At 68.1% G+C, this 20251-nt stretch carries 20 protein-coding genes; 12 read left to right on the forward strand and 8 right to left on the reverse strand.

Annotated features, from left to right (window positions below):
- Positions 1-26 precede the first annotated feature (26 nt).
- Complete coding sequence (locus PQI23_RS05810) at positions 27-1625, forward strand: ABC-F family ATP-binding cassette domain-containing protein (RefSeq protein WP_339972454.1); 1599 nt, start codon at positions 27-29, stop codon at positions 1623-1625.
- On the opposite strand, the gene PQI23_RS05815 is transcribed toward PQI23_RS05810, so the two are convergent.
- From PQI23_RS05815 to PQI23_RS05830, 4 genes are read right to left on the reverse strand one after another with little or no spacing between them, the layout of a single operon-like run.
- On the reverse strand, positions 1622-2524 hold the full coding sequence (locus tag PQI23_RS05815; protein ID WP_339972456.1) for a cutinase family protein: 903 nt from the start codon (positions 2522-2524) through the stop codon (positions 1622-1624). The two genes, PQI23_RS05810 and PQI23_RS05815, sit on opposite strands and share 4 nt — an antisense overlap.
- Entirely contained in the window at positions 2517-3443 is a 927-nt protein-coding gene (locus PQI23_RS05820; protein ID WP_339972458.1) for an SURF1 family cytochrome oxidase biogenesis protein, read from the reverse strand. Before PQI23_RS05820 ends, PQI23_RS05815 begins: the two co-directional genes overlap by 8 nt.
- Entirely contained in the window at positions 3436-3681 is a 246-nt protein-coding gene (locus tag PQI23_RS05825; protein ID WP_339972460.1) for a hypothetical protein, read from the reverse strand. The genes PQI23_RS05820 and PQI23_RS05825 overlap by 8 nt, the downstream gene beginning before the upstream one ends.
- Entirely contained in the window at positions 3678-4052 is a 375-nt protein-coding gene (locus tag PQI23_RS05830) for a DUF3099 domain-containing protein (RefSeq protein ID WP_339972462.1), read from the reverse strand. The genes PQI23_RS05825 and PQI23_RS05830 overlap by 4 nt, the downstream gene beginning before the upstream one ends.
- 134 nt (positions 4053-4186) lie before the next feature.
- Between PQI23_RS05830 and fabG the strand changes: the two genes are divergently transcribed.
- Both fabG and PQI23_RS05840 read left to right on the forward strand, forming a co-directional pair.
- On the forward strand, positions 4187-4897 hold the full coding sequence (fabG, locus tag PQI23_RS05835) for a 3-oxoacyl-ACP reductase FabG (RefSeq protein WP_339972464.1): 711 nt from the start codon (positions 4187-4189) through the stop codon (positions 4895-4897).
- 61 nt (positions 4898-4958) lie between these two features.
- On the forward strand, positions 4959-5768 hold the full coding sequence (locus PQI23_RS05840) for an isocitrate lyase/PEP mutase family protein (RefSeq protein ID WP_339972466.1): 810 nt from the start codon (positions 4959-4961) through the stop codon (positions 5766-5768).
- 16 nt (positions 5769-5784) lie between these two features.
- Here PQI23_RS05840 and serB read toward each other — a convergent pair whose 3' ends face one another.
- Positions 5785-6435, reverse strand: a complete 651-nt coding sequence (gene serB / locus PQI23_RS05845; protein ID WP_339972468.1) for a phosphoserine phosphatase SerB — start codon at positions 6433-6435, stop codon at positions 5785-5787.
- A gap of 24 nt (positions 6436-6459) precedes the next feature.
- Between serB and PQI23_RS05850 the strand changes: the two genes are divergently transcribed.
- Positions 6460-7251, forward strand: a complete 792-nt coding sequence (locus PQI23_RS05850; protein ID WP_339972470.1) for an ABC transporter ATP-binding protein — start codon at positions 6460-6462, stop codon at positions 7249-7251.
- Between the two features lie 123 nt (positions 7252-7374).
- Positions 7375-7623 (forward strand): type B 50S ribosomal protein L31, encoded by a 249-nt coding sequence (locus PQI23_RS05855; protein ID WP_339972472.1) that lies wholly within the window; start codon positions 7375-7377, stop codon positions 7621-7623.
- 75 nt (positions 7624-7698) lie between these two features.
- Here PQI23_RS05855 and PQI23_RS05860 read toward each other — a convergent pair whose 3' ends face one another.
- Positions 7699-8397: an exonuclease domain-containing protein gene (locus PQI23_RS05860; protein WP_339972473.1), complete on the reverse strand. Its 699-nt coding sequence runs from the start codon at positions 8395-8397 to the stop codon at positions 7699-7701.
- A 145-nt stretch (positions 8398-8542) separates the two neighbouring features.
- On the opposite strand from PQI23_RS05860, the gene PQI23_RS05865 reads away from it, so the two are divergent.
- From PQI23_RS05865 to PQI23_RS05875, 3 genes are read left to right on the forward strand one after another with little or no spacing between them, the layout of a single operon-like run.
- Complete coding sequence (locus tag PQI23_RS05865; protein WP_339972475.1) at positions 8543-9466, forward strand: alpha/beta fold hydrolase; 924 nt, start codon at positions 8543-8545, stop codon at positions 9464-9466.
- Complete coding sequence (locus PQI23_RS05870; protein WP_339972477.1) at positions 9463-10317, forward strand: TrmH family RNA methyltransferase; 855 nt, start codon at positions 9463-9465, stop codon at positions 10315-10317. Before PQI23_RS05865 ends, PQI23_RS05870 begins: the two co-directional genes overlap by 4 nt.
- The gene (locus tag PQI23_RS05875; protein ID WP_339972479.1) at positions 10314-11108 is read left to right on the forward strand and encodes a phosphatase PAP2 family protein; all 795 of its coding nucleotides are present in this window, start codon (positions 10314-10316) and stop codon (positions 11106-11108) included. Before PQI23_RS05870 ends, PQI23_RS05875 begins: the two co-directional genes overlap by 4 nt.
- Positions 11109-11204: 96 nt before the next feature.
- Here PQI23_RS05875 and PQI23_RS05880 read toward each other — a convergent pair whose 3' ends face one another.
- A complete protein-coding gene (locus PQI23_RS05880) occupies positions 11205-11657 on the reverse strand; it encodes a MarR family winged helix-turn-helix transcriptional regulator (protein ID WP_339972481.1) in 453 nt (150 codons plus the stop codon).
- A 152-nt stretch (positions 11658-11809) separates the two neighbouring features.
- Between PQI23_RS05880 and PQI23_RS05885 the strand changes: the two genes are divergently transcribed.
- Entirely contained in the window at positions 11810-13024 is a 1215-nt protein-coding gene (locus PQI23_RS05885) for an MFS transporter (protein WP_339972483.1), read from the forward strand.
- Positions 13025-13036: 12 nt separating this feature from the next.
- Here the strand turns inward: PQI23_RS05885 and chrA are convergent, their stop codons facing one another.
- Positions 13037-14260, reverse strand: coding sequence for a chromate efflux transporter (gene chrA, locus PQI23_RS05890; protein WP_339972485.1), 1224 nt, complete (start codon positions 14258-14260; stop codon positions 13037-13039).
- A 144-nt stretch (positions 14261-14404) separates the two neighbouring features.
- Between chrA and PQI23_RS05895 the strand changes: the two genes are divergently transcribed.
- From PQI23_RS05895 to PQI23_RS05905, 3 genes are all read left to right on the forward strand, one after another.
- On the forward strand, positions 14405-15061 hold the full coding sequence (locus tag PQI23_RS05895; protein WP_339972487.1) for a phosphoribosylanthranilate isomerase: 657 nt from the start codon (positions 14405-14407) through the stop codon (positions 15059-15061).
- Positions 15054-16988: a BCCT family transporter gene (locus tag PQI23_RS05900; protein ID WP_339972489.1), complete on the forward strand. Its 1935-nt coding sequence runs from the start codon at positions 15054-15056 to the stop codon at positions 16986-16988. Before PQI23_RS05895 ends, PQI23_RS05900 begins: the two co-directional genes overlap by 8 nt.
- Before the next feature lie 240 nt (positions 16989-17228).
- Positions 17229-20234 (forward strand): glycosyl hydrolase, encoded by a 3006-nt coding sequence (locus tag PQI23_RS05905; RefSeq protein ID WP_339972491.1) that lies wholly within the window; start codon positions 17229-17231, stop codon positions 20232-20234.
- Positions 20235-20251: the final 17 nt, after the last annotated feature.

Below are 20251 nucleotides of genomic sequence, written 5' to 3' on the forward strand. Positions count from 1 at the left end.
CCGGCACGACCTAGGAGCCTCACACCATGATTTCCGTCGAAGACCTCGCCATCGACGTGGGCGCCCGTCGCCTCATGTCGGGTGTCACGTTCCGCGTGAATCCCGGCGACAAGATCGGCCTCGTCGGCCGGAACGGCGCCGGGAAGACCACGCTCACTCGCACACTGTCGGGGGAGCTGCAGCCGGCGGAGGGTTCGATCAAGGTGACCGGAGAGCTCGGCTTCCTCCCGCAGGATCCGCGCACGGGCGACCCCGAGCAGATCGCCCGGCACCGCATCCTCGATGCGCGCGGACTCGGCACCCTGCAGCAGAACATCGCGAAGGCGACTGAGGAGATGGGCTCGAGCGACCCGGCCGTCGCCGAGAAGGCGATGAAGCGGTTCGGCAACCTCACGGACCGATTCCAAGCGCTCGGGGGCTACGCGGCCGAATCCGAGGCCGCGTCGATCTCGAACAATCTCGGCCTGCCCGATCGCATTCTCGACCAGCCCCTGAAGACGCTCTCCGGCGGCCAGCGTCGTCGCATCGAACTCGCGCGCATTCTCTTCTCCGACGCCGACACGATGATCCTCGACGAACCGACGAACCACCTCGACGCCGATTCGATCGTGTGGCTGCGCGAGTTCTTGAAGCACTCGAAGGCGGGCGTCATCGTCATCAGCCACGACATCGACCTCGTGGGCGAAACGGTGAACCGCGTCTTCTACCTCGACGCGAATCGTCAGGTCATCGACATCTACAACATGAACTGGAAGCTCTACCTGCGGCAGCGCGCCGCCGATGAGGAGCGCCGCCGCAAGGAGCGTTCGAACATCGAGAAGAAGGCCTCGGTGCTGAAGGATCAGGCGGCGCGCTTCGGCGCAAAGGCATCGAAAGCCGCCGCAGCGCACCAGATGGTGGCGCGAGCCGAGAAGATGCTCGCGGGGCTCGAGGACGAGCGCCAGGTCGAGCGCGTGGCGAAGCTGCGCTTTCCCGACCCGGCACCGTGCGGTAAGACGCCGCTCATGGCCGAGGGGCTGTCGAAGTCGTACGGCTCGCTCGAGATCTTCGCCGGTGTCGACCTCGCGATCGATCGCGGTTCGAAGGTCGTGGTGCTGGGGTTGAACGGCGCCGGCAAGACGACGCTGCTGCGCCTGCTCGCGGGCGTCGACGAGCCGGACACGGGTGAACTCATCGCCGGGCACGGTCTCAAAGTGGGCTATTACGCGCAGGAGCACGAGACCCTCGACGTGAAGGCGAGCGTGCTGCACAACATGGTCTCCGTGTCGCAGCATCTGACCGAGACCGAGGCCCGCCGCGTGCTGGGATCCTTCCTCTTCACCGGCGATGACGTGCACAAGCCGGCCGGCGTGCTCTCGGGTGGTGAGAAGACCCGCCTCGCTCTGGCGATGCTGGTCGTCTCCAGTGCGAACGTGCTGCTGCTCGACGAGCCGACGAACAACCTCGACCCGGCCAGCCGCGAGGAGGTGCTCGACGCTCTGGCGCACTTCACGGGAGCCGTCGTGCTCGTTTCGCACGACCCGGGCGCCGTCGAGGCGCTGAATCCCGAACGCGTGCTGATCATGCCCGACGCGACCGAGGATCACTGGTCGAAGGAATACCTCGAGCTGATCGAGCTCGCCTAGTCCCCAGTGCGGGAGGAGGGCGAGGGCGAGGGCCGCGGCTCCGGGTCGTCGTCGCGCTCAAGGCCGACGCCGTCGAGTCGGGTGATCGCGAAGGCGGCACCGTCGCCCTGCATTCCGTTCGAGTAGTACTCGACGTGCGGCTCCTCGTCGAAGTCGAGACTGCTCTGACAGATGAAATCGCCGGCGACGCAGTAGTCGCGCAACCGGTCGCCGAACGCATCGAGCGCGTCATCCGGGCGGGGGAGCAGCCCGTCGGTCGCCGGGTCGAAGCTGCCGACGTTGTACTCCTCATCGCCGACGAACCGCGGATCGCCGTAGAGCACGATCGCGAGGACGCGGTCCAGCGCGTCCTCGCCGACCGTGCCGACCGTGGGTCCCACCATGCGATCGTCCGGAGCCGCGAGCGCGTCACCGACGACCAGCGCGCCCTGCGAGTAGCCGAGCAGCACGAACCTCTGGTCGGGGCACGCCTCGGCCTGCACGTTGAGCACATCGACGAGGGTGCGCACCCCGATCGTGCCGCCCTCCTTCACGTCGGTGTCGGCGGGGTAATCGAGATCGAGCGTCTCCACATCGCCCGGGCGGGCCTGCGAGATCGTCCGCGCCACGGGTGAGAGCAGCTGGCCCTGGCTGGGCTCTCCAGTACCGCGAGCGGTGACGACGAGGTAGGGGTCGCAGTCGACGGGGTCGACGACCGGCTCCGGGTGCAACTCCGCGTCGTAGAGCTCGTCGGCCTCGGGCGGTGCGGGATCCTCCGTGACCTCGGAGAGCGACTCCCGCGTCTCCGAGGGGTCGACCGGAGCCGCGCAGCCGCTCAGAGCGAGGGCCGCCCCGAGCACGAGGAGCGCACTCGGCAGGGTCAGGCGTCGCGCGATTGCGCGCACGTTCTGCTCACCCATCGAGCAACGCATCCTCGATGTCGGCGTCGCTGGGGCCGCGACGCCGCTTCCGCTCGGCCGTCTTGCGCTCGTGCTCGCGCACTTCCTCGCTGCCGACGTTGAGCGTGCGGTACTCGCGCCTCGCGGCGTACACCACGCCGATCGCGGCGATCGCGATGAAGATGTACCACTGCACGGCGTACGAGAGGTGCGGGCCCTCGTCGCGCTCCGGTTTGGCGGGAAGCACGCCGTGCTCCGATGCGGGCGACTCGGTGACGAGCATGCCGTACGCGCCGGTGTACGCGGAATCAGAGACGCCTGCCAATGCCGCCAGTTCGGGCAGTTCGATGCTCGCCACCGTGCGTCCCGCCGTCGTTCGCCCCGGGATCTCGGGCTCCGAGGCTCGCAGTCGCGCCTCGACCACCGTCGTTCCCTCCGGAGGGCGCGGCAGATCGCTCGCATCGACGTCGTCGGCCGACGCTCCATCGACCGGCACCCAGCCCCGATCGACGAAGAACGTGGATCCCTCCGGCGTCTGCAGCGCCTGAATCAGGTCGGATCCCACTCCTCCCGGACCCGGTCTGTTGCGCGCGAGGAAGGGGTCGCCGACGTACTCGCCCTCGACGCGGACGGTGCGCCACTTCTGGCGATCCTCATCGAATCGCGAGAGCTCGGGCAGCTCTTCCGCGAGCGCGCTCGGCTCCGCATCGTAATTGTTGTCGATTCGATCGATCTCGGCGCGCGCCTCGGCACGGCGCTCGAACTGCCAGTTGCCGAGCAGCACGCACGCGATCGAGAAGATCAGGAGCATCGCCGCGTACCCGGCCCACCTGCCGGACCGGAGAAAGCTCCACCCCACACGCGGGCTTCCGCCGGAATCGTCGGAAGAAGGCGGAGCCGGCGGAGTCGCATCGGGGGCGATCGTTCCGTGTTCAGTCATCGAGCTCTCCCACCGCGCGCACCTCAAGCGGAAAGCTCCGGGCTTCGAGAAAACCGTACAGCATCTCACGATGCTCGTCGCAGGCGAGCCAGGTCTTGCGCCGATCAGGCCCGTGAATCTTCGGGTTGCGCCAGAGGATCGCCCACGTCGCCTCTTCTCGGCAGCCCGCTCGCGAGCATTCGAAGCGCCGCTCCGGTTCGCCCCCGAGCGTCAGCGCGGGCGACACGATCCCGGTCACGAGTCGTTCCCAGGACGCGGAGAACGGGCTCCGCCGCTACGGCGCTCGGGATCGACGTCGATCACGATCACCTCGTGAGCGGCGTCGCTCGAATCCACGGCTTCGGGTTCGACCGCTTCGAGCTGCAACGGTTCCGGAGCGTCGGGCGCCTGCTCGCCTCCGTGCGCGACGGCGTTGCCGACGAGCACCGCGAACCAGGGGAGGATCACGGCACCGGCAGCGGCCAGCAGCACCCACCAATCCCGCACCCAGAACAGGGACACGACGCACGCGACGCGCAGCGTCATCGCGATGAAGTACATGCGCATGCGGTGCGCGCGATCCTCGACCGGGTTCACCCCCGCCGACGTCACGTCGTAACTCTTCGCCATTCGCCCCTTCTTCGTACTCGCCAAGGATACGCGCTCCACCTGTACCCGCGCCCTGCTCCCGCCGCGCGCCACCCGTCGGCCGATACCGCCGCATGGGTAGGCTTGACGCCAGTTGTTCAGACGGAAGGAACCCCATGCCCACCTCGCGCACCGTACTCGTCACCGGCGGCAATCGCGGTATCGGCTACGCCATCGCCGAACGCATGATCGCCGACGGCCACCGTGTCGCCGTCACCTCCCGTTCGGGGGAGGGCCCGGAGGGGTCGCTGACCGTGCGCGCGGAGATGACCGATGCCGCCACCATCGATGCCGCATTCTCCGAGGTCGAAGCGCAGTTGGGGCCGGTGGAGGTCGTCGTCGCGAACGCTGGCATCACGAAGGACACGCTGCTGCTGCGGATGACGGAAGAGGAGTTCACCAGCGTCATCGACACCAACCTCACCGGCACGTTCCGCGTCGTGAAGCGCGCTGCGAAGGGCCTGCTCAAGGGTCGGTTCGGTCGTGTCATCCTGATCTCGAGCGTCGTCGGGCTGTACGGAGGGCCGGGTCAGATCAACTACTCGTCGTCGAAGGCGGCTCTGGTCGGTTTCGCGCGCTCGCTCACCCGCGAACTCGGCTCGCGCGGCATCACGGCCAACGTCATCGCGCCCGGCTTCATCGAGACCGACATGACCGCCGCACTTCCCGAGGCGCAGCAGCAGCAGTACCTCGGCTCGATCCCATCAGGCCGGTTCGGGAAGGTCTCCGAGATCGCGGGAGCGGCGTCCTTCCTCGCGGGAGACGACGCCGCCTACATCTCCGGCGCCGTCATCCCCGTCGACGGCGGCCTCGGCATGGGGCACTGACGCCGGGCAGGGTGAACGCGCACTCTTCCGCGCGCTCGCCCTCGCCCAGTAGCCTGGGCGCATGAGCACAGCAGAGCAGCCCCGTTCCCGCACCCGCGTCGCCGTCGATGCCCAGACCCTCGCTGACCTGTACGCGGCGCCGGCCGCGCTCCGTGTGGTCAACGTGTGGGACGCGGTCAGCGCTCGCGTCGTCTCTCAGCTGCCGGGAACACGCGCCATCGCCACGGCGGGGCACGGCATCGCTGCGAGCCACGGTTACGCGGACGGCGAGCAGATTCCCCTCGACACGATGATCGCGGCCATCGCGCGCATCGCATCGGCGACCGATCTCCCGGTGACCGCCGACCTCGACGGCGGGTTCGGCGATCCCGGCGAGACGGTGCGGCGAGCGATCGGCGCGGGTGCTTCCGGCGCGAACATCGAGGATCGCATGCGCCCGTTCGACGAATCGGTGTCCGTCATGCGTGCAGCCGTCGAAGCGGGGGAGCGGGAGGGCGTCTCCTTCGTGCTCAATGCGCGCACCGATGCGCTGATCAAGGGAGGGGAACGGCCCCGCCACGTCGCGATCGCCGACGCCGTCGAGCGCGGACGCGCCTACCTGGATGCCGGTGCGACGTGCGTGTTCGTGCCCGGCGTGCTCGACGCCGAAGACACGCGCGCGCTCGTGGAGGGCATCGGCGAGCGCAAGATCAGCGTGATCGGGCTCCCGGGGGCGCTCACTGCAGCTGAGTACGAGGCGCTGGGCGTCGCGCGCGTCTCGTACGGACCGATGCCGCAGAACGTCGCGCTAACCTCGCTCAAGCGGCTCGGCGAGTCGCTGTTGGCGGACGGCGTGATCCCCGCGGACACCGAGGCGCTCAACAACTTCTGAGCCTCCCGCCGTGCGGTCAGGCGAGCCGATCGAGCAGCGGGATCACCAGCGCGAGATCGTCCTCGATGGAGACATCGGCGCGCTCGCGCACGATCGGCTTGCCGTTGAACGCCACTCCGATCGCTGCGATCGCCATCATCTCGAGATCGTTCGCTCCGTCGCCGACGGCGATCGTGGCGGAGAGCGGGATGCCCGCCTCCGCCGACCACTCCCGGAGTGCGTCCGCTTTCGACGAGGCGTCCACGATCGGCCCGACGGTACGCCCGGAGAGCGCTCCGTTCACCACTTCCAACCGGTTCGCCCGCCAGAGATCGATGCCGAGATCGCCGGCCAGCGGATCCAGCACCTCGTGGAAGCCTCCCGAGACGACGCCCACCTTGCCGCCCCGATCGTGCACCGCGGCGATGAGCTCGTGAATTCCACGCGTGGGCCGCACGCGCTCGTACGCCTCCGCGAAGACCGACTCCGGTGTCCCTGCAAGCGTCGCGACCCGCTCCCGCAGGCTCGCAGCGAAATCGAGCTCGCCGCGCATGGCTCGCTCGGTGACGGCGGCCACCTCCTCACGGCTCCCGGCGGCGTCCGCGAGCAACTCGATCACCTCGTCCTGAATCGTGGTGGAGTCGCAGTCGAGCACGACGAGGGGGCGTGTGGTGCCGGAGGAAGTCATGATTCCCAGGATAGGCTGAGCCCCATGGTCAATGTGCTCCGCCTCACCGATGTCTCCTACGTGCGCGACGACCGGCCGATCCTCGACGGGATCGACTGGTCGGTGGACGATTCGGAGCGGTGGGTGATCCTCGGACCGAACGGGGCCGGCAAGACGACCCTCATGAAGCTCGCGACGGCCGGCGAATACCCCACGCGCGGCGCTGTCGATGTGCTGGACGAGCGCCTGGGCCGCGTAGACATCTTCGAGCTGCGCAACCGCATCGGGTTCGTCTCCTCGGCCTCCGCACGTCGCATCCCCGCGGGCGAACTCGTGCGCGACGTGGTGCTCACCGCCGCCTACTCGGTCGAGGGCCGCTGGAACGAGCAGTACGACAGCATCGACGTGCGCCAGGCCGAGCGCATCCTCGCCGAGTGGGATCTCGGCGCGTTCGCGGATCGAGCGTTCGGCACCCTGAGCGACGGGGAGCGAAAACGCGCGTTGATCGCACGCGCCGTGATGACCGACCCCGAGCTGCTCCTGCTCGACGAACCGAGCGCGAACCTCGATCTCGGCGCTCGCGAACGACTGCTGCAGATGCTCTCGGGCTTCGCAGCCTCCCCGTCGTCGCCGGCGATGATCATGGTGACGCACCACGTCGAGGAGATCCCGCCGGGCTTCACGCACGTGCTGCTGCTGCGCGAGGGGAGGATCGAGGCCGCAGGCCCGATCGGGGAGACGCTGACCGCGGCGTCTCTCGAGGCCACGTTCGGCATGCCCTTCGAACTGTCGTCGACGGATGGGCGCTTCGCAGCGGTGGCGCGCCCGACCGCCTGAACCGGCTCGTTCGCGCCGGGGTCTGGTAGAGTAGCACTTTGGTGCGATGACAATCGCCGAATCCCAAGTCCTCCGAACGTGCTGTTACACGTTCACTCCCAGGCGAAACACGAAGGAACTCTCATGAAGACCGATATCCACCCCGAGTACAACGCAATCGTTTTCCGCGACCTCGCGTCGGGGGAGACGTTCCTCACCCGGTCGACGCTCACCAGCGACAAGACGATCGAGCTCGACGGCGAGACCTACCCGGTGATCGATGTCGAGATCTCGAGCGCCTCGCACCCGTTCTACACGGGCAAGCAGCGCATCATGGACTCGGCGGGTCGCGTCGAGAAGTTCAACAAGCGTTTCAAGGGCTTCGGCGCCTGAGCTTCCGCTGCAGCGCCGAAGAGGGCCGGGCGATCCGCTGAGGATCGCCCGGCCCTTTCGCGTCGGCGCCGCCGGTCAGCGGATCGGCCACCGCCCATCCGCGACGAACGAGGGATTGCGGGCTCGTCGCATGTAGTCCTGGAAGCTCGCCGCCTGAGCCGACGCCCACTCCACCTGCAAGCGGTGGATCTCGTCGAGCTCCTGGGGCACGACATCCGCATACTTCGCGGCGAGGCGCTGCAGCACACGACCGGCGGCGATCGCATCATCGCCCGCGTCGTGCGCGTTGCCGATCTCGACTCCGTGGTGCGCGGCGACCGCCTCGAGGGTGCGCTTCCCCTTGCGGTATCGATCGAGCTGCTTGTCGAGGATCAGAGGATCGAGCACCGGAGAGATGGTCGCGGGCCAGGGCACCCCGTGCCGGGCCGCCTCGGCCGCCAGCAGTGTCAGGTCGAAGGGCGCGTTATAAGCGACGATCGGAAACCCGCGTTCGATCATCTCCAGCAGTTGATCGACGATCTGGCGAACTCCCACCGACGCCTCGATCCCGCTCGAGCGCACGACTTCGTTGCTGATGCCGTGCACCTGCACCGCTGCAGCGGGAATCTCGACGCCCGGGTCGAGCAGCCAGTCGTAGCGCTCCGAGACTTCCCCTCCCGAACCGAGGAGAGCGATCGACGCGCTCACGATGCGGGCGTGCGCCGTGTCGACGCCTGTCGTCTCCGTGTCGAATACGGCGAGGTCTGCAGCCCAGAGCGGGAGCGGTTCGGTCACGTGGATCCTTTCGTCTCAGACGATCGTATCGAGTGGCGCACGCTGCCGTATCGAGTGGCGCGCTCTGCGGGCGCACCGGCCCGGGCTCTCCCGCCGGAGGCGGCCCGCAAGGGGTTTGTCAGGGGGTCTCAGTAGAATTCACTCCGTGACCCACGCCCCCCGCGCCCTCCGCATATCCGCTCTCGGAGTCGACACCCATGCATGGAGCTTCGGCGCGGAATCGGGGGAGACCCTGATCCTCGTGCACGGGTTCAGAGGGGATCACCACGGCCTCCAGGGCATCGCCGCGCGCATCGCGGAGCTCAGGCCCGAGCTGCGGGTCATCGTGCCCGATCTTCCGGGCTTCGGGGAGAGCGCGGCGATCCCTGCGCGTACGCACGATCTCACGCTCTACGGCGACTGGTTGCGCGCATTCGCCGCCGCGGTCGCGCCGGACGGCTTCGATGTGCTCGGGCATTCCTTCGGTTCGCTCGTGGTCGCTTCCGCGATCGCAGGGGGGATGGAACCGGCTCGGCTGATCCTCATCAACCCCATCTCCTCGCCGGCGCTCGCCGGCCCGCAGGCTGCGCTCACGCAGCTCGCCGTCGGCTACTACCGCGCCGCCGACCTCCTGCCCGAACGCGCTGCGCGGAGGCTGCTCGGCAACCCCGTCATCGTGCGGGTGATGAGCGAGGTGATGGCGAAGACGCAGGATCCCGAACTGCGCGCGTGGATTCACGATCAGCATTCGCGCTACTTCAGCAGGTTCGCCGACCCGTCGACGCTGCTCGAGGCGTTTCGCGCTTCGGTGTCCCACACCGTCGGCGAGTTCGCCGATGCGTTCACGATGCCGACCCTGATGATCGCGGGGGAGCGGGACGACATCACGCCGCTCGTGAAGCAGCTCGAGCTGCAGCACCGGGTGCCCGGGTCGCGGCTTCGCATCGTGCCGGGGAGCGGGCACCTCGTGCACTACGAAGCGGTCGACGACGCGGCCGCATTCGTGTCCGACTTCATCGCACCGCTGACGATCGCGTCGCCGAATACCCGTACGCTCGCCGCCGATGCCGGAGCCGAGGCTCGCGCGTGAGGGTCACGCGCATCGACGACCTCTCCATTCCCGAGCTCGCCGACTACACGCAACTCACCGACGTCGCACTGCGCCGCGTCAGGGAGCCGGAGGAGGGCCTGTACCTCGCCGAGTCGCCGAAGGTGATCGAGCGCGCCCTGCGCGCCGGGCACCGTCCGCGCTCGGTCCTGCTGCTCGAGGAATGGCTGCCTCGTGTGGAACCCCTGCTCGAACCGTACCCCGAAGTCGAGGTGTTCGTGGGGGAGTCGGATCAGCTCGCCGCACTCACCGGGTTCCACCTGCACCGCGGCGCACTCGCCTCCATGCATCGGCCCGAGCCCACGGACCCGGCAGTGCTGCTGCGCGATTCCCGCCGCATCGTCGTGCTCGAGGACCTCGCCGACCACACGAACGTCGGCGCGATCTTCCGCTCCGTCGCCGCGCTCGGCGCGGACGCGGTGCTGCTGACCCCGGCGTGCGCCGATCCGCTGTACCGGCGCGCCGTTCGCGTGAGCATGGGGGCTGTACTGCAGGTGCCGTGGGCTCGACTGCCGGATTGGCGGGTGGCCGGGCCGATGATTCGCGATGCGGGGTACGAGCTCACCGCCTTCGCCCTGCGCGACGATGCGGAAGATCTCGCCGAGTACGTCGAAGCACTGCCCGATCGCCTCGCGCTCATGTTCGGTACGGAGGGCGCCGGCCTCACTCATCGCGCGCTTGCCGCCTCGACTCGCGCGGTCGTGATCCCCATGGAGCACGGCGTGGATTCGTTGAACGTCTCCACGGCGGCGGCGCTCGCTCTCTGGGCAGTGCGCACGGCAGACGCTCGGTCGCGCGCCGAGAGCGGCGCCCATCGCGGAGTGCGCCCGTGAGCCGGGGGAGCACCGGGCGAGGCCGGGCTCTCTGGTTCCTGCTCTTCTGGGCAATCGTCGGCGTCGCCTCGTACGTGCTCGGAGTGCGGAACGTCGTGGGGCAACGCGCCGAGGAGAGCGTGCTCGACGCCGCCGAGTTCACGTTCACGCCGCCTCCGCCGCTGAATCTCGTGTCCATCCCGACGGTGGCGATCGCACTCGTGGTCGTCGGCGTGATCGCCTGGGTGTCGCACGGCTTCCGTCGAGCGCTCGTCGTGACGGCGATACCGGCGCTGGCGATTCTCGCAGCCCAGTTGCTGAAACTGCGGCTCCTGACACGCCCTGAGCTCTTCGAACTCGACGCGGCGAATACGTTTCCCAGCGGTCACATGACCGTGTTCGCCGCCATCACCGCAGCACTTATCTGGGCGGTGCCGAGCCGGGTGCGCGCATTCGTCGCGCTCGGCGGCGCGGCCCTCATCGCAGCGGTCGGTTGGCAGCTGCTCGCATACGGATGGCATCGTCCCAGCGATGTCTACGGCGGGATCGCACTGGCTGTCGCGGGATTCGCCTTCGCAGCGCTGATTCGTCCGCCTACGTCACGAGGCGGCACATCGCTCGGTCGGAGTATCGCGGTCGGGCTCGCGATCGTCGGATGGGTCTGCGTCGGCGGGGCGGGCGTGCTCGTCGGTATCGCCGTCGGAAGCGACAACTCGGCGCTCATGCTCACCGCCGGCGAGTTCGGCGGCGTCGGCGCTGGCGCACTGGCGGCTCGAACCATGCTGCTGCTCGGATCCCGCCGCTCTGCGTAACGGAGGGACACGTGCGCGCTGATCCGCGCATCCGTTGCATGATAATCTATATTATGTCAGCTGGAGTGTTCTGGAGCCGTTCGCAAGCGCGGCGCCCTACTCCGCTGGCGCCAGCTCCCCCTGCAGTGCACGCATGACCGGCGCGAGCTCCGGCCGCTCCTCGGCTTGCGAGAGAATGCGTTCGAGCGCCGCATCGTGCAGTGGCCGAGCCTGTTGGTACAGCTCCCGACCGGCGGCAGTGAGTTCCGTATAGATTCCGCGGCGATCATCCGCGCAGAGCACCCGGGTCAGCAGACCGCGATCCTCGAGACGGTTCACGAGGCGGGTCGTCGCGCTCGGACTGAGTGCCGCAACTCCCGCGAGCTGCTGCATGCGCATATGCCACCCATCCTGCCTGCTCAACGCATCGAGCACCGTGTACTCGATGACCGACAACCGGACCGACTCCCCCAGCGCACGCTCGAGTTCGGCCTCGATCAGCGAGTGCACTGCGACGAGCGTACGCCAGCCACGAGCTCGCACCTCGACGGCGTCGTCTGCTATGCCCATCGCCACTCCCTTACTCGTTCCTGATTCTCCGCAACCTGAAGGCAGCTCTCGAAATAGTTGCTTGCGCGTGCTACTTGCATGTGCAACAATTGCTCCCGCTCGGCAATAGGCCGCGCTTGCAACTATCTTATCGGAAAGTTCAGGATCTCTCCATGCCTCTAGGACTCATCGCGCTCGCTCTCGGCGCATTCGGAATCGGCCTCACCGAGTTCGTCATCATGGGACTTCTGCCCGAAGTCGCGGTCGACCTCGGGGTGACGGAAGCCGCAGCCGGGTGGTTGATATCCGGGTATGCCCTGGCGGTGGTCGTCGGCGCGCTCGGACTCACCGCCGCGACCGCTCGCCTGCCTCGACGAGCGGTGCTCCTGGGCCTCGTCGTCCTGTTCATCGTCGGCAATGCGATCACCGCATCGGCAGCAGGGTACGAGCTGGCCATGGTGGGCCGCGTCATCGCTGCACTGAGCCATGGCGCATTCTTCGGCATCGGCTCCGTGGTGGCCGCAAGTCTGGTGCCGGCGGATCGGCAGGGTCGGGCGATCGCCATCATGTTCACCGGCCTCACCGCGGCGAACGTGTTCGGCGTTCCATTCGGTACGTTCCTGGGTCAGCAGCTCGGCTGGCGGTCGACGTTCTGGGTGATTGCAGCCATCGGCGTCATCGCTTTCGTCGGCATCGCGACGCTCGTCAGGGTGCCGCAACCCAGCAGCACCGCCCCCAGACTGCGAGGCGAACTCGCCGCCTTCCGATCGGGCCAGATCTGGCTGTCGCTGAGCGTGACGATTCTGGGCTACGGAGGAATGTTCGGAGCGTTCACCTACATCGCCTACACGCTCACCGAGGTCGGCGGGTTCGCGAGCACGACGGTTCCGTGGCTGCTCGTACTCTTCGGAGTCGGGCTCGTCATCGGAAACTGGGCCGGCGGGCGGCTCGCGGACCGCTCCATCGACGGCACGCTGATCGTCTTCACTGCCGCCCTCACCGTCGTGCTGGTGATCTTCGGCGCGCTCGCCGCGAGTCAGGTCGCGACCGTCGTCGTACTCGTGCTGATGGGCGCCTTCGGGTTCGGCACGGTACCGGCACTGCAGAGCCGCATCATGCGCTACGCGGGAGGAGCTCCGACGCTCGCCTCCGGAGCGAACATCGGGGCCTTCAATGTCGGCAACGCACTCGGCGCCTGGGCGGGCGGAGTCGGCATCACCCTCGGCTACGGGTACACCTCTCCGATCTGGATCGGAGCCGCACTGACCATCGTCGCGCTGGTCATCCTGGTGGCCGCAGCCGGGGCCGCACGTACGGCTCAGCGCCCCCTCTCCCCCTCCAGCCGAACGGAGAACGCTGCCGCACGCGAGTTCGCCTCGGTCGGTTAACCCGTCGATCCGCTACACCAGGGAGCCCACGCCTCCGCACACGGCACCGGCGACGACGACGAGCCAGGGCGGCACGCGAAGCAGCAGCGCGGCGAGCGAGACGAGCGCGAGCACGAGTGTCGCCGGGCCAGTCACTCCGTGCAGCAGCACGGGATTCACGAAGGCGGCCGCGAGGACGCCGACGACGGCCGCGTTGATCCCCCGGACCGCCGCGGCGACGCTCGGTCGTCGCTGCAGTCTCGCCCAGAACGGGAGCACCCCGAGGAGGAGCAGGAAGCCCGGAGCGAAGATCGCCGTCAGGGCGATCATCGCAAGCGCCAGGCGCTCCCCCGTGCCGCCCGACGCATCCGCGAGTGCCCCGACGTAGGCGGCGAAGCTGAACAGAGGCCCCGGCATCGCCTGCGCGGCGCCGTACCCGAACAGCAGCTGCTCCTGGTCGATCGCACGGGAGATCGCGGGCTCCGCCTCCAGGGTCGCGAGCACGACGTGGCCTCCCCCGAAGACGGTCGCTCCCGCACGATACGCGGCGTCGGTGATCGCGAGCACGACGTTCTGCAGTGCTGCGGCGAGAACGGGGAGCGCAGCGAGGAGAGCGCCCCACACGCCCAGTGCGATGAGGGCGACTCGCCGCGATCCGCCCGTCCCTTCGGGCCCCTGATGAGCAGCGAGCGAATCGCGTGTCGCGCGCCGACGGAAGAGCACGAGTCCGGCCACTGCCCCACCGCACAGCACCGCGAGCTGCCCCCACACGCCGCCGACGAGGAGTGCACCGATCCCCGCGAGCACGGCGATGCTCCCCCGCGGCACATTGGGCGCGAGCGCGCGAGCCATGCCGTGAACCGCCTGCGCGACGACCGCCACGGCGACGGCGAGCACCCCCTGCAGCACTCCGTCGGCGACCGGCCCGGATACTGCGCTCGCGCCGAACGCGAGCGCGAGCATGATGAGCGCGGAGGGAAGGGTGAAGGCGATCCAGGCAGTGATCGCTCCCACGGCTCCCGCCCGGCGCAGTCCGAGCGCGAAGCCGACCTGGCTCGATGCAGGGCCGGGCAGGAACTGGCAGAGCGCGACGAGCTGCGCATACTCCTCGTCGCTGAGCCACCGACGTCGCACCACGAACTCCTCGCGGAAGTACCCGAGGTGCGCGACGGGTCCGCCGAACGACGTGCACCCGAGACGGAGGAAAACCCCGAGCACCTCGAACACCCGAGACCAGGCGGGAGCAACCGTCGACACCTCTCGATCGTAGCGAAGACGTCGGCCGCCGCACGTGCCGCGACGTGGTGTTCACTCCACGGACACCCGAGGCTGACCTGCGCCGCGATTCACTTTGCTCGGCGCGTTCGGTACCCTGGAGCGTCGCCGAAACGAGGGGTGTGTATGTACGTGAAGATCTGCGGGTTGCGGGAACCCGCACATGCCGCCCTCGCGGCTGAGCTCGGTGCTGACGCCGTGGGGGTCGTGATGAGCCCTCGAAGCTCTCGGCACGCGTCAGCGGATGAGGCGCGAGCGGTGGTCGCGGCCGCGCGCTCCACACGTGCCGACATCGACACCGTGCTCGTCGTCAATACGCTCCCGGCCGAGGAAGCGGCGCGACTCGCCCGCGACCTCGGGTTCACCGTCCTCCAATTGCACGGCGGCTATCTCGCCGAGGATGTCGCAGCAGCGGGGGCGCTGCTCCCCCGCGTCTGGCGCGCCACCTCACTCGCGCAGTTCCCCGGCCTCAGCGCCGGCGAGTTGCGCGAGGAACGGCTGCTCCTGGATGGCGCCACCCCCGGTTCCGGGACGACGTGGGACCTCTCGCCGCTCGGTGCGGATCCGGAGCTCAGGCGACGCATCGGAAGCGACTGGCTTCTTGCCGGAGGACTCACCCCCGACAATGTCGCAGACGCGATCTCGATCGCCCGCCCGGGTGGTGTCGACGTCTCCAGCGGCGTCGAGCACGCTCCTGGCCAGAAGCACCCCGACTCGATCCGCCGCTTCATGGAGGCCGCGCGATCGGCAACGAGCATCGAAGGCGAATCACGACATGAATGAACGGCACGAACCAGGGAAGCGAACGCGCAAGATCACCGTTCCCACACCGGCGCCGCTCCCCCATCCGGGGCTGATACCCGGCATCGGAGTCGAACAGACCGGCGTCCGGTTCGCGACGAACTGGGTCGTCCTCGGAGTCGCCGTCGCCTGCACGCTCGCGGTCATCATCTGGGCGTTCATCGCCCCCGACTCGATCGCGGTCGTCGGCGGCGCCTCGCTCACGTGGGTGACCGAGAACTTCAGCTGGCTGTTCGGCTCGCTCGCCATCGCCGTCGTGTGCTTCATGCTCGTGGTCGGCTTCGGCCGCACGGGCGGAATCCGCCTCGGATCCGACGACGAGGAGCCCGAGTTCTCGACGCTGTCATGGATCTCGATGCTCTTCGCCGCAGGGCTCGGGATCGGTCTGCTCTTCTACGGTCCGCTCGAGCCGCTCACCTACTTCCTGAGCCCGGCTCCGGGACTCGAGGTGGAGCCCGCGAGCACCGAGGCGGCGCTTCCCGCGCTCGCCCAGACCATTCTGCACTGGGGCCCGATCGCCTGGTCCTTCTACGCGCTCGTCGGCGGCGCGATCGCCTACAGCGCCTACCGCCGCGGTCGCGCGCCCCTGATCTCGGCGCTCTTCGAGCCGATCTTCCCGGGGAGCAGCAACCGGATCCTCGGTCGCGTCATCGACATCTTCGCGATCATCGTGACGCTGTTCGGAACCGCGGTGTCCCTCGGCATCGGTGCGCTGCAGATCGAGAGCGGGTTCCGCATCGTCACGGGCGTGGGTCCGATGGGCAACGCGTTTATCATCGGAGCCATCGCGATCCTCACCGCCTGCTTCATCGCCTCGGCGGTGGCAGGGGTGAAGAAGGGCATCCGTCGACTGTCGAACCTCAACATGTTCCTCACCGGCGCGCTCGCCCTGTTCGTATTCATCGTGGGCCCGACGGTCTTCGTGCTCAACTTCCTGCCCGCGTCCATCATCGAGTTCTTCCAGCAGGCGATGATCATGCTCGCCCGCAACCCGAACCAGGGCGAGGAGGCGACCCAGTTCCTCTCGCAGTGGACGACGTACTACTGGGCGTGGTGGGTCTCGTGGACGCCGTTCGTGGGCATGTTCATCGCGAAGATCTCCCGCGGCCGGACGATTCGCGAGTTCGTGACGACCGTGGTGCTCGTGCCCTCGGCGATCGTGATCACCTGGTTCGTCATCTACGGCGGTACGGCGATCTTCCAGACCCTCGAAGGGGCGAGCCTCGATGCGGGCGGATCCGGAGAGTCGGTGCTCTTCGACATGCTGGGGGCGCTCCCCTTCGGCACGGTGACCTCGGTCATCGCGATGCTCGCCGTGCTCGTGTTCTTCGTCACGGCAGCCGACTCCGCATCCATCGTGATGGCGTCGATGTCGCAGGCCGGGCGGCCCGAGCCTTCGAAGTGGGTGACGATCGTCTGGGGGCTGCTGCTGAGCCTCATCGCCGTCGCACTGCTGCTGGCGGGTGGGCGCGACACGCTCTCCGGCCTGCAATCGTTGATGGTCGTCTCGGCGCTGCCGTTCGCGTTCGTCGTGATCGGGATCATGATCGCCTGGACCAGAGACCTGCGCACCGATCCGTACATCATTCGTCGCGCCTATGCGAGGGCCGCGATCGCCCAGGGCGTCAGGCGCGGCATCGACGAGCACGGGGACGACTTCGTCTTCGGCACGAGCAGCGTGCCCGCCGATGAGGGCGCGGGAGCCGGGTTCGACAGCGAGGATCCCGCCCTCACCGAGTGGTACGTCGACGCGACGACCGGCCCGATCGAGCAGATCACCGGCCCGGATGTGGAGCGCACGCTCGAACCCGGCCGCACGACGCCCACGGGGCCGGAGCGCGACGATCTCACGGCTTCGGGCGACGAGTCGCTGTCGGGCGGCAGCGATCGTCGCACGAACGACGACTGAGCCCCGTGCCCTGCCGTCGGCCGCGGCGAATTCGGGGATGCGCTCCCATGATCGACCGGAACTCGAGCGGCCCTGTGCCGGGTGCGAATCGGGCCCCGATACGCATTGTGTAACGCGCTGGCAACGTTGACTTTACGATTCCACTCTCAGTAGGCTGTTTCTGCACAATTTTGAAACGATTCAACTCAACGGCGAGTGCGCGAGAGCTACGGCGCCGTTGTCGCAAGGGAGCGCAATCGCATGCCACAAGACGTCGACCGCCAGACATCCGGTCTGACCCGCCGACAACTCATCCGCTACTCCGCCGTGACCGCGGCCGGCGTCGCCGCTCTCTCGGCCTCGCACCCGGCTTCGGCACTCGCCGTCGCGCGGACGGAGGCCGCCGCAGGCGCTGCCTCGCTCGAGGGCTTCACCTCGCCGACGACGGCCACAGCGCCGCGGTTCCGCTGGTGGTGGCCGAATGGTCAGGTCGATCTCGAGCAGATCGCAACGGAAGTGCGCACCGCAGCGCGCGCCGGTTTCGGCGGCCTGGAGATCTCCGATGTGCACCACAGCGTGAAGGGCGGGCTCGACATCGACGAGTTCGGCTGGGGCGGCGAGCACTGGGTCGCGGCGGTCGAAACCGCTCTAACCACCGCAGAAGAAGTGGGCATCGAGATCGACATCACGCTCGGCCCCTCCTGGCCTGCGGCGACGCCGAACATCACGCCCCAGTCCGAGGCGGCGATCAAGGAGATCGCGCACGGATCCGTCACCCTGGCCCCCGGCGCCGCCTTCTCCGGAGCGCTTCCCGAGCCGATCACTCCCCCGGAGCCCGGCGTCACGGAGCGCACGCTGATCGGCGTGCACGCACTCGAGATCGTGAGTGTAGGGAAGACGACGGTGCTCAAGCGCAGCAGCCTCGTCGACCTCACCGACGACGTCGCGAACGAGCGTCTGGAGTGGTCTGCACCGGCAACCGGCGGCTCCTGGGTACTGCTCGCGTACTGGGAGCGGGGCAGCGGCCAGCGCCCGGAGGGAGGCGAACACACGAATCCGACGTCGTACGTCGTAGATCACTTCAGCGCCGCCGGCGCGCAGACCCTCATCGACTACTGGGAGGCGAACCTCCTGACCGCTCGCATCAAGGGCCTGCTCGGATCCGTCGGCGGCAGCTTCTTCGAGGATTCGCTGGAGATCGAAACCCATGCGACGATCTGGACGCCGAAGGCGCGCGAGGAGTTCCAGAGCCGCATGAACTACGACGTCTTCCCGTTTCTCCCCGTGATCGTCGAAACCAAGGAGAAGTACCTCTACGACTTCGACGACATCGTCACGACACGGGTGCGCGACGACTTCAACCAGGTGATGAGCGAGCTCTACTCCGAGCATCACCTCATCCCGCTGCGCGATTGGGCGCATTCGTACGGGCTCGAGTACCGAGTCCAGGCGTACGGTTTGGAACAGGATTCCATCGAGCAGGCGGGTATCGTCGACATCCCCGAAACCGAGTCGCTCGGCGCGAAGAACGTCGATGACTACCGCGTGCTCGCGAGCGGGCGCGACATCGGCGGGCGCACACTGCTCAGTTGCGAGTCCTCCGCTTATCTCAACAAGGCGTATCTCACGACATGGCGGAACGAGGTGCTCTACACCCTCGCGGAGACATTCTGCGGCGGCGTGAACCAGACGGTGCTGCACGGCTACGCATACGCTGCCGCGCCGGGCGCGCGCTGGCCGGGATTCGCCGCGTTCTCCCCGTACAACGGCGGGGTCGGGTACTCCGAAGCGTGGGGGCCGCGCATGCCCGTATGGGGTCACCTCGATCGCGTCGCCGCCTCTCTCGCGCGCACCCAGTGGGTGCTCCAGCAGGGGCGCCCGCACTACGACATCGCATTCTTCCGCCAGAAGGGATGGGCGCAGACCGGTATCGGCGCGCCGTGGGCGACCGCGGCCGGCATTCCGATCGGGTGGACGCACGGGTTCTTGAACGAGTCCAGCCTCTTCCAGGAGCTGTCGGTGCTCGAGGGCGGGCGATTCGCGCCTCAAGGGGGCAACTACCGGGCGTTCATCCTCGACATCGATCGGTTCCGAGGCAATGAGGCGACCATGTCCGTGAGAGCGGGCGAAGCGCTGCTCTCACTCGCCCAGGCGGGATTGCCCATCGTCTTCTTCGGGAATTGGAGCGCGCCCGCCTCGACCGGCTTCCGCGACGCCGCCACCAATCAGAGGGTCGTCGACATCGTCGCTCAGATGCGTGCCCTTCCGAACGTCGCCGATGCTGCGGGCAACGATGACATTCCGCTCGCGCTCGAAGCGCTGGGCGTCAGACGGACGGTCCGTCACGAGAACTCGAGCATGAAGCACATTCATCGAGTCGCGGACGGCAATGACTACTTCTATTTCGTCAACTCCAAGCACAATCCGGGCAAGGACAAGCTCTCGCTCGTCGAGCAGGAGGTGACCGTACTCGCCACCTCCGACGCGCACGTGCCGTACGAGCTCGACGCATGGACCGGAACGATTCGACCTCTCGCCGCTTACCAGCGAGATGGAGCGGAATTCACCGTGCGCCTGCGTCTGCAGCCGGCGCAGTCGACGGTACTCGTGTTCGCTCCTCCGGGGTGGGCCGGGACCACGATGCCGCGGGCCGTGGTCGTCGATTCGAGTGGCGACGACGTCTCGGTGACTCCCGAAGGCGCGGTGTACATCCACGCGTCTCAGGCGGGCCCGCACACCGTGCGCTTCGCGAACGGGCGTGAGAAGCGCACGCTCGTGCCCTCGCTTCCCGACCCCATCGAGCTCACCGACTGGTCGCTCGCTCTCGACGACTGGCAGCCCGCGGCCGACGGTGTGGCGACGAACCACGTCACGCATCGTGTGGAGAACAATGCCCTGGGAGCGTGGACGGAGCTCGGGTTCACCGAGGTCGCCGGCATCGGCGACTACCGGACGACGTTCACCCTCGATGCGGCGTGGCGCCCTGGGAGCGGCGGCGTGCGGCTGTCGCTCGGAAAGGTGCTCGACACCTTCCGCGTATGGGTCAACAGCGTAGCCGTCGACCGCATCGATCTGAGCGATACCGATCTCGACATCTCCGAGTACGTGCGCACGGGCCGCAACACGCTGCGCGTCGAGGTCGCCTCTCCCCTGATCAACAGGCTTCGCATCGTCGACCCTGCCGTGTACGGCGTCGTCGCGCCGCAGGCTTACGGTCTCATCGGGCCGGTATCGATCGCTCCGATCGGGAAGGCACGGGTGGCTTGACCATGAGCATCACGACG

Origin of the sequence: Leucobacter sp. USCH14 (assembly GCF_037619215.1) — a bacterium.
Classification (GTDB): Bacteria; Actinomycetota; Actinomycetes; order Actinomycetales; family Microbacteriaceae; genus Leucobacter.

What these genes read in the sequence shown, in the direction of transcription:
- PQI23_RS05895 (WP_339972487.1), top strand. Translation starts at nt 14,405, where the DNA reads ATGTACGTGAAGATCTGCGGGTTGCGGGAACCCGCACATGCCGCCCTC.
- PQI23_RS05850 (WP_339972470.1), top strand. Translation starts at nt 6,460, where the DNA reads ATGGTCAATGTGCTCCGCCTCACCGATGTCTCCTACGTGCGCGACGAC.
- PQI23_RS05855 (WP_339972472.1), top strand. Translation starts at nt 7,375, where the DNA reads ATGAAGACCGATATCCACCCCGAGTACAACGCAATCGTTTTCCGCGAC.
- PQI23_RS05880 (WP_339972481.1), bottom strand. Translation starts at nt 11,657, where the DNA reads ATGGGCATAGCAGACGACGCCGTCGAGGTGCGAGCTCGTGGCTGGCGT.
- PQI23_RS05830 (WP_339972462.1), bottom strand. Translation starts at nt 4,052, where the DNA reads ATGGCGAAGAGTTACGACGTGACGTCGGCGGGGGTGAACCCGGTCGAG.
- fabG (WP_339972464.1), top strand. Translation starts at nt 4,187, where the DNA reads ATGCCCACCTCGCGCACCGTACTCGTCACCGGCGGCAATCGCGGTATC.
- PQI23_RS05900 (WP_339972489.1), top strand. Translation starts at nt 15,054, where the DNA reads ATGAATGAACGGCACGAACCAGGGAAGCGAACGCGCAAGATCACCGTT.
- PQI23_RS05840 (WP_339972466.1), top strand. Translation starts at nt 4,959, where the DNA reads ATGAGCACAGCAGAGCAGCCCCGTTCCCGCACCCGCGTCGCCGTCGAT.
- PQI23_RS05815 (WP_339972456.1), bottom strand. Translation starts at nt 2,524, where the DNA reads ATGGGTGAGCAGAACGTGCGCGCAATCGCGCGACGCCTGACCCTGCCG.
- PQI23_RS05905 (WP_339972491.1), top strand. Translation starts at nt 17,229, where the DNA reads ATGCCACAAGACGTCGACCGCCAGACATCCGGTCTGACCCGCCGACAA.
- PQI23_RS05885 (WP_339972483.1), top strand. Translation starts at nt 11,810, where the DNA reads ATGCCTCTAGGACTCATCGCGCTCGCTCTCGGCGCATTCGGAATCGGC.
- PQI23_RS05820 (WP_339972458.1), bottom strand. Translation starts at nt 3,443, where the DNA reads ATGACTGAACACGGAACGATCGCCCCCGATGCGACTCCGCCGGCTCCG.
- serB (WP_339972468.1), bottom strand. Translation starts at nt 6,435, where the DNA reads ATGACTTCCTCCGGCACCACACGCCCCCTCGTCGTGCTCGACTGCGAC.
- PQI23_RS05810 (WP_339972454.1), top strand. Translation starts at nt 27, where the DNA reads ATGATTTCCGTCGAAGACCTCGCCATCGACGTGGGCGCCCGTCGCCTC.